The 5,719-nt window shown below is 68.9% G+C and carries 7 protein-coding genes; 4 read left to right on the top strand and 3 right to left on the bottom strand.

Annotated elements, in window-relative coordinates; translation table 11 throughout:
- The 4 genes from CCN56_RS27200 to groL all read left to right on the top strand — a co-directional run.
- A partial coding sequence (locus CCN56_RS27200) for a polysaccharide deacetylase family protein (protein WP_086830599.1) occupies nt 1-619 on the top strand: 619 nt, incomplete at its 5' end.
- Entirely contained in the window at nt 616-861 is a 246-nt protein-coding gene (locus CCN56_RS27195; protein WP_086830598.1) for a hypothetical protein, read from the top strand. The genes CCN56_RS27200 and CCN56_RS27195, both read left to right, overlap by 4 nt.
- Before the next feature lie 146 nt (nt 862-1,007).
- Nucleotides 1,008-1,316 carry a co-chaperone GroES gene (gene groES, locus CCN56_RS27190; protein ID WP_010471835.1) on the top strand — a complete coding sequence of 103 codons (309 nt, stop codon included), beginning with the start codon at nt 1,008-1,010 and terminating at the stop codon, nt 1,314-1,316.
- Between the two features lie 111 nt (nt 1,317-1,427).
- Nucleotides 1,428-3,056 (top strand): chaperonin GroEL, encoded by a 1,629-nt coding sequence (gene groL / locus CCN56_RS27185; protein ID WP_086830597.1) that lies wholly within the window; start codon nt 1,428-1,430, stop codon nt 3,054-3,056.
- Nucleotides 3,057-3,133: 77 nt separating this feature from the next.
- On the opposite strand, the gene CCN56_RS27180 is transcribed toward groL, so the two are convergent.
- From CCN56_RS27180 to CCN56_RS27170, 3 genes are all read right to left on the bottom strand, one after another.
- Entirely contained in the window at nt 3,134-3,832 is a 699-nt protein-coding gene (locus CCN56_RS27180; protein ID WP_086830596.1) for an ester cyclase, read from the bottom strand.
- Nucleotides 3,833-3,878: 46 nt separating this feature from the next.
- Nucleotides 3,879-4,898 (bottom strand): hydroxyacid dehydrogenase, encoded by a 1,020-nt coding sequence (locus tag CCN56_RS27175; protein WP_086830595.1) that lies wholly within the window; start codon nt 4,896-4,898, stop codon nt 3,879-3,881.
- A gap of 18 nt (nt 4,899-4,916) precedes the next feature.
- Nucleotides 4,917-5,719 (bottom strand): carbohydrate ABC transporter permease (locus CCN56_RS27170; protein WP_086830594.1); only part of this gene is annotated, 803 nt, incomplete at its 5' end.

The raw sequence follows: 5,719 nt of genomic DNA, 5'->3' as shown, positions 1-5,719 counted from the left end.
CTTCGAGACCGACGGCGAGGGCCTGCCGCCGGTCTTCACCACCGTCCCGACCAAGCAGAAGGTCGTCTTCCTGACGATCGACGACGGCGCGGAGAAGGACCCCCGGCTGATCAAGATGATGCAGGAGCTGCGGATCCCCTACAGCGCCTTCCTCAGCAACTACCTCGTCAAGGACGACTACGGCTACTTCCAGAAGATGCAGAAGTCCGAGGAGTCCGGCGTCGCCCTGCACAACCACACCCTCAACCACCGCTACCTGCCCGGCCTCTCGTACAGCGAGCAGAAGCGCGAGATCTGCGGCATGCAGGACGTCATGGAGAAGCGGTTCGGCAAGCGGCCCCCGCTCTTCCGCCCGCCCTACGGCAACTACAACGAGGACACGCTGGTCGCGGCCAAGTCCTGCGGCGTCAAGGCGGTCCCGCTCTGGGCCTCCGAGGCCTTCCCCGACCACATGGAGTGGCGCGAGTGGGACCGGGACCTGCACCCCGGCGACATCGTGCTCACCCACTTCCGGGGCAAGGGGGACTGGAAGGGCACCATGCCGGACATGATCCGCCGCGTGATGAACGTGATCACGTCCAAGGGGTACGCGGTCGCGAAGCTCGAGGACTACGTATGAGACGGGTCGCCGCCCTCGCCGTGGCCGGCGCGCTGCTCGCCCTCCCCGCCTGCGCCCCGTCGGTCGACCCGATCGGGCGGCTCGGCCGGAAGGCGGCGGAGCGGGTGGGGCCCCGGCCCGCGCCGGTCAAGGCCAAGACCGTGCGGACGGTGGTGGACGAGAAGCGCTGCGAGGAGGCCGGAGGAGTCCGTCCCGTCACGCCACGGAGCGATGAATTGGCACTCCGCTTGACCGAGTGCTAATCGCGGTCATAGTCTCGGCTCTGGCACTCCCCACTGGAGAGTGCCAACACAGCGACGGGCAGGTCCGGCACCCGCGACGACGGATCCACCTGGTCGCCACCTCAGACAGTTAACCCCGTGAGATCTCCGAAGGGGGAGGTCGGATCGTGACGACCACCAGCTCCAAGGTTGCCATCAAGCCGCTCGAGGACCGCATCGTGGTCCAGCCGCTCGACGCCGAGCAGACCACCGCCTCTGGCCTGGTCATTCCGGACACCGCCAAGGAGAAGCCCCAGGAGGGCGTCGTCCTGGCCGTGGGCCCGGGCCGCTTCGAGAACGGCGAGCGTCTGCCGCTCGACGTCAAGACCGGCGACATCGTGCTGTACAGCAAGTACGGCGGCACCGAGGTGAAGTACAGCGGCGAGGAGTACCTCGTCCTCTCGGCTCGCGACGTGCTCGCGATCGTCGAGAAGTAATTCGCCGAAGTATCTGAAGCAGATGCTTTGAGCTGCGCCCCTTGACCCCGCACCGGGCGTCCGGGGGCGCAGTTCGTTCCACCTTGAATCCGAGAGGGCTGAACCGCTCCCATGGCGAAGATCCTGAAGTTCGACGAGGACGCCCGTCGCGCCCTTGAGCGCGGCGTCAACAAGCTTGCCGACACGGTGAAGGTGACGATCGGCCCCAAGGGTCGCAACGTCGTCATCGACAAGAAGTTCGGCGCCCCCACCATCACCAACGACGGTGTCACGATCGCCCGCGAGGTCGAGATCGAGGACCCGTACGAGAACCTCGGCGCCCAGCTCGTGAAGGAGGTGGCGACCAAGACCAACGACATCGCGGGTGACGGCACCACCACCGCCACCGTGCTCGCCCAGGCCCTGGTCCGCGAGGGTCTGCGCAACGTCGCCGCCGGCGCCTCCCCGGCCGCCCTGAAGAAGGGCATCGACGCCGCCGTCAAGGCCGTCTCCGACGAGCTGCTCGCCACCGCGCGCCCGATCGAGGACAAGTCCGACATCGCCGCCGTCGCCGCGCTCTCCGCGCAGGACCAGCAGGTCGGCGAGCTCATCGCCGAGGCGATGGACAAGGTCGGCAAGGACGGCGTCATCACCGTCGAGGAGTCCAACACCTTCGGCCTGGAGCTCGACTTCACCGAGGGCATGGCCTTCGACAAGGGCTACCTGTCCCCGTACATGGTGACCGACCAGGAGCGCATGGAGGCCGTCCTCGACGACCCGTACATCCTGATCCACCAGGGCAAGATCTCCTCGATCCAGGACCTGCTGCCCATCCTGGAGAAGGTCATCCAGGCCGGCGCCAGCAAGCCGCTCCTGATCATCGCCGAGGACGTCGAGGGCGAGGCCCTCTCCACCCTCGTCGTCAACAAGATCCGTGGCACCTTCAACGCCGTCGCCGTCAAGGCCCCCGGCTTCGGTGACCGCCGCAAGGCGATGCTCGGCGACATGGCGACGCTCACCGGCGCCACCGTCATCGCCGAGGAGGTCGGCCTCAAGCTCGACCAGGCCGGTCTCGACGTGCTCGGCACCGCCCGCCGCGTGACCATCACCAAGGACGACACCACCATCGTCGACGGTGGCGGCAACTCCGAGGACGTGCAGGGCCGCGTCAACCAGATCAAGGCCGAGATCGAGTCCACGGACTCCGACTGGGACCGCGAGAAGCTCCAGGAGCGCCTCGCGAAGCTCGCCGGCGGCGTGTGCGTCATCAAGGTCGGCGCCGCCACCGAGGTGGAGCTGAAGGAGAAGAAGCACCGTCTGGAGGACGCCATCTCCGCGACCCGCGCCGCGGTCGAGGAGGGCATCGTCTCCGGTGGTGGCTCCGCGCTCGTCCACGCCGTCAAGGTCCTCGAGGGCAACCTCGACAAGACCGGCGACGAGGCCACCGGTGTCGCGGTCGTCCGCCGCGCCGCCGTCGAGCCGCTGCGCTGGATCGCCGAGAACGCCGGCCTCGAGGGCTACGTCATCACCTCGAAGGTGGCGGAGCTGGAGAAGGGCAACGGCTTCAACGCCGCGACCGGCGAGTACGGCGACCTGGTCAAGGCCGGCGTCATCGACCCGGTGAAGGTGACGCGCTCCGCCCTGGAGAACGCCGCCTCGATCGCCTCCCTCCTCCTCACCACCGAGACCCTCGTGGTGGAGAAGAAGGAAGAGGAGCCGGCGGACCACGGTCACGGCCACGGTCACGGCCACTCCCACTGAGGCACCTGACTGACCACCGAGGCCCGGTGCCCCCGTCGCGGGGGCACCGGGCCTCGGTGTTCCGCTCCGGGCGGCGTCTAGCCCTCCACGGCGCCGAGCTGCCCCATGAGCCCGAGCATGTCGTACTGCCACCAGCCCTCGACGGCCTTGCCGTCCTCCCGGAAGCGGTGGACGACCATCCCGGTCATGCTCACCTCCATCCCGGTCGGCTGGAGGCCCATGAAGTCGCCGACATGGGTGCCGTTCCAGGTCCAGCGGGTGCAGACCCGGTCGCCGTCGGCGATCTGGTCGTCGACCGTGAAGGTGAAGTCGAACGCCGACCGCCACATCTCGGCCTCGCGTCGCACCGCGTCCATGCCGACCGCGTCGGTCGGGTTGCTCGGATCGTGGTCGTGGTACCCCTCGGCGAACACCTCGTCGAGCGGCGGGAGCTCCCCGGGCATCGAGACCAGCTCGAAGAACCGGCGGGAGGCCGCCTTGTACATCTGCTCGTCCCGGACCACGTCGAGGTCGGTGAAGGTCGGCATCTCGTCACAGAGCGCGACCATCTCCCGGAAGATCCGGTCGGTCTCGGGGAGCTGCGAGTTCCGCATGGCCACGTCGTACGAGGGGAACTCGACGATCTCCACGACGTGCGAGGCATCGGAGCGGTCCTTGCCGACGATGCTGTGCGTCGCGGTCCGCTTGCCCTTGGTCTGCTCGACCCACCGGTCCATGAGCCGGTTCAGGTCCTCGACCCGGCTCGTCTTGCAGTCGATGATCTGCACGAATGTCATGACGCCTCCCGACCCAGGTAGGACCCTTCCAGTCTAGGTCTGCGCGCTACGCCGAGCGCGTCAGGTCCGCGGCCCTGACCTCCTCCGCGAACGGTTCCCCCCGCCCGTACCGCGCCACCTCCTCCAGCGCCTGGTCCGCCATGCGGTGGAGTTCGTTGCCGAGGGAACCGGCGACATGGGGGGTGAGGAGGACGTTCGGGAGGGTCCACAACGGTGATTCGGACGGTGGGAGTTCCGGGTCCGTCACGTCGAGGATCGCGTGGAGGCGGCCCGAGACGAGGTGGGGGAGGAGGGCCGTCTCGTCGACGAGGGAGCCGCGGGCGGTGTTGATCAGGGTGGTGCCGTCCGGCATCGCGGCGAGCTGGGCGGCGCCGATCATGCCGTGGGTGGACGGGAGTTGGGGGGCGTGGACCGAGACGACCGTGCTGCGGGCGCAGAGTTCGTCGAGGCCGACGAGTTCGGTACCGGGCGGCGGGCTCGTCACGTACGGGTCGTACAGCAGGATCTCGAAGTCGAAGGGGCGGAGGAGCTCGACGACCCGGCGGCCGATGCGGGAGGCGCCGACGATGCCGATCGTGCGGCGGTAGTTGCCCCAGGGGGTGGATTCCGCGAGCCAGGTGTCGTCGGTGCGGATCTCGGCGTACCGCTGGGCGGAGCGCAGGACCCGCTTCCCGGCGAAGAGGATCGCGGCGAGCGTGTACTCGGCGACCGGCAGCGCGTTGGCGGCGGCGGCCGAGGTGACGCGGAGGCCGCGCTCCCAGCAGGCGTCGGTGATGTGGTGCTTGACGGAGCCGGCCGCGTGGACGACGGCCTTCAGGCGCGGGGCCCGGGCCAGTACGTCCTCGGTGAGCGGGGTCGCCCCCCAGCAGGTCAGGAGGATCTCGGCCTCGGCGAGGGCGGCGGCGACCCGTGGGGTCGGGGCGGTCAGGTCGTGGGCCACCAGGTGGGGGTCGGTGTGCGCGAGCCGCCCGAGGCGGGTGCGGTGGGCGTCCGCGAGGAGGCGTCCGTCGACCCCGGGGCCCATGGCGAGGAGGAGGGACGGGCGGTTGTCAGTGGTCGGGTGCATCGTGGGTACTGGCCTTCCTCACTTGACGCTGCCGGCCGTCAGACCGGCCTTCCAGTGGCGCTGGAGGGAGACGAAGGCGACGACGAGGGGGATGACGGCGAGCAGGGATCCGGTGACGACGAGGGGGTAGAAGTCGGGTTCGGCGTGGGCGTTGCTGTTCCACGCGTACAGGCCGAGGCTCACCGGGAAGAGCTTCTGGTCCGAGAGCATCACCAGGGGGAGGAAGAAGTTGTTCCAGACGGCGGTGAACTGGAAGAGGAAGACGGTCACGAAGCCGGGCATGACCATGCGCAGGCCGATGGACCAGAAGACGCGCAGCTCGCCGGCCCCGTCGATACGGGCGGCCTCCAGGGCCTCGTCGGGGATGTAGCCGGCGCAGAAGACGCGGGAGAGGTAGACGCCGAAGGGGTTGACGAGGACGGGGATCAGGACGGCCCAGTAGGTGTTGACGACGCCGATCTCGCTGGCCAGGAGGTACATCGGCAGGGCGAGCGCGGTGGTGGGGACGAGCACGCCCAGGAGGACGAGGCCGAAGAGCTTCTCCTTGCCCCGGAAGTCGTAGACGTGGAAGGCGTATCCGGCGGCGACGCTGATCAGGGAGCAGGCGAGGGCGCCGAGTCCCGCGTAGAGGAGGCTGTTGGCGTACCAGTGGAAGTAGATGCCGTCGTTGTACTCGGAGAGGCGGGAGAGGTTGCCGCCGAGGTCGAAGCCCTCGAAGGAGAAGGCGTTTCCGGCGAGGAGGCCTCCGGCGTCCTTGGTGGCGGCGGTGAGCAGCCAGACCAGGGGGAAGAGCATGTAGACGACGGCGAGGACGAGGGCGC

Source organism: Streptomyces sp. NRRL B-24572, assembly GCF_002156145.1.
Lineage (GTDB): Bacteria > Actinomycetota > Actinomycetes > Streptomycetales > Streptomycetaceae > Streptomyces > Streptomyces vietnamensis.
Note: the sequence above shows the minus strand (reverse complement) of the source record. Positions and strands in the feature narration are given on the sequence as shown.